Consider the following 2,215-nt stretch of genomic DNA (forward strand, 5'->3'; position numbering starts at 1 on the left):
CCGTCGTGCCGGTCGGCGGGCAGATCCTGCGGGTGACCGACTGGCGGGGCGTGTTCGTCGTCCTCGCCGTCATCGGGGTGCTGCTGGGCGCCGTGGTGTGGGTGAAACTCCCGGAGACGCTCGCGCCCGCCGACCGGCACGACGGGGGAGTGGGCGAGACCCTCGGCGCGATGCGCCGGCTGCTCGCCGACCGGGTCTTCACCGGCTACACCCTGGCCGGCGGCTTCGCCTTCGCCTCCCTCTTCGCCTACGTGTCGGCGTCCCCGTTCGTCATCCAGGAAATCTACGGCGCCTCCCCGCAGACCTTCAGCCTGCTGTTCGCGGTCAACTCCGTCGGGCTGATGGTGATGGGGCAGGTCAACGGCAAGGTGCTCGTCGGACGGGTCCGGCTGGACCGGGTGCTCGGCGTCGGACTGGCCGTCGTGCTCGTCGCGGCGACGGCGCTGCTGCTGTTGTCGCTGGGCGTGTTCGGCGAGACCGGGCTGGTGCCCGTGGCCGTCGCGCTGTTCGTGCTGATGTCCGCGATGGGCATCACCATGCCCAACACCCAGACCCTCGCCCTGCTGCGCACCAAGCACTCCGCGGGCTCCGCCTCGGCCCTGCTCGGCACCACCTCCTTCCTCGTCGCCGCCGTGGTCACCCCCCTGGTCGGCATCGCCGGCGAGGACACCGCCGTCCCGATGGCCGTCGTCCAGCTGGCCTCCGCCCTGGTGGCGACGGCCTGCTTCCTGGGAATGTGCCGCCCGTGGAAGAGCGGGACGAGCATGAAGGGCGGGGGCGTCTGAGCACCCCGCGACTGCGCCGGGGCACCCCTGAACGGGCCGGGCTGGACGCCGGTGAACTGCGGCGCCTGGTCCAGGAGGTCCGCGCCCGCACCGAGGGGCCGCGGCCCTGGGCGGCGGGCGCGGTGGTGGTCGCCGGACGCGGGCCGGTGATCGCCGTCGAGGAGGCGGCGGGCTGGGCGGTGCGGTACTCCGGCTGCGACGAGCACACGGGCGCGCCCGTCGAACTGCCGCCGGAGCGGCGGGTGCCGATGACCGTGGACACCCCGTTCGACCTGGCCTCCGTCACCAAGCTGTTCACCTCGGTGGCCGCCGTGCAGCAGATCGAGCGCGGCACGCTGGGACTCGACGCGCGCGTCGGCACGTACCTGCCGGACTTCACGGCCGCCGTACGGCACGGCATCACCGTGCGCCAGCTCCTCACCCACACCTCCGGGCTGCGCCCCGAACTGCCCCTGTACGACTGCGCCGACGACACGGAACGCCTGGCGCTGCTGCGCGCGGAACGGCCGGCCGCCGCGCCCGGCACGTACCGCTACTCCGACCTGAACATGCTGCTCCTCCAGCACGTCCTGGAGCGGCTCACCGGGCGCACCCTCGACGTCCTGATCCGTGACGGCATCACCCGGCCGCTCGGCATGGACGCGACCGGGTTCGGGCCGTGCCCGCCGGCCGCGGCGACCGAGGACCAGCGGCGGCCCTGGGCCAAGGCGGACCGGGGGATGCTGCGGGGCGAGGTGCACGACGAGAATGCCTGGGCGCTGGGCGGGGTCGCCGGCCACGCCGGCCTCTTCTCCACGGCCGGCGACCTGGCGGTCTTCTGCCGCACCCTGCTGGCGGGCGGCGCGTACGGTCCGGCCCGCGTCCTCGGCCCGGACCACGTCGACCTGATGCTCCGCCCCCCGGGCCTCGGCTTCGCCGTCGACCGCCCCTACTTCATGGGCGCCCTGTCGGGCCACGGCGCCGCGGGCCACTGCGGCTTCACCGGCACGTCATTGGTCCTCGACCGAGCGACGGACACCTTCGTGGTCCTCCTCGCCAACACGGTCCACCCCCGCCGCCCCACCCCACCGGACAGCACCCCGAGGGCGGAGGCGGCGACACGGATGGCACGGGCGGTACGGGGGAGATGAGGGGCCTCGCGTGCGGGGCGTCCCCCCCCACGGGGGAGACGCGGGGCGCCGCCCCGGTGGCGGTCGCTGATGGCTGGGGACCGCGCGACGCACACCTCGTCCGGCCACTACGGCCGCCCCGCGCCCCGCGCGCCTTCGGCCGCGCCGGAGCCGCGGGTCCGCGCCCGCGTTCGCGCGGGCACGCTGCCCGCCCGCGTGGGTCGGGTCGCCGGGGGTCAGGCGCTCGCGGCTGAGCCGCAGGCCCGCGTCCCTGTGCGCCCCGTCCGTAGTGGAGCCGCGGGTCCGCGCCCGCGTTCGCGC

At 75.5% G+C, this 2,215-nt stretch carries 2 protein-coding genes; both read left to right on the forward strand.

Going from position 1 to position 2,215, the window contains the following annotated elements; genetic code table 11:
• Positions 1-785: MFS transporter (locus tag CCN29_RS34395; RefSeq protein ID WP_107481777.1), on the forward strand; the 785-nt coding region annotated here is incomplete at its 5' end.
• Complete coding sequence (locus tag CCN29_RS34400; RefSeq protein WP_086686352.1) at positions 746-1,915, forward strand: serine hydrolase domain-containing protein; 1,170 nt, start codon at positions 746-748, stop codon at positions 1,913-1,915. The genes CCN29_RS34395 and CCN29_RS34400, both read left to right, overlap by 40 nt.
• Positions 1,916-2,215: the final 300 nt, after the last annotated feature.

The sequence above is a fragment of the Streptomyces pseudogriseolus genome (assembly GCA_002154585.1).
GTDB lineage: Bacteria > Actinomycetota > Actinomycetes > Streptomycetales > Streptomycetaceae > Streptomyces > Streptomyces pseudogriseolus.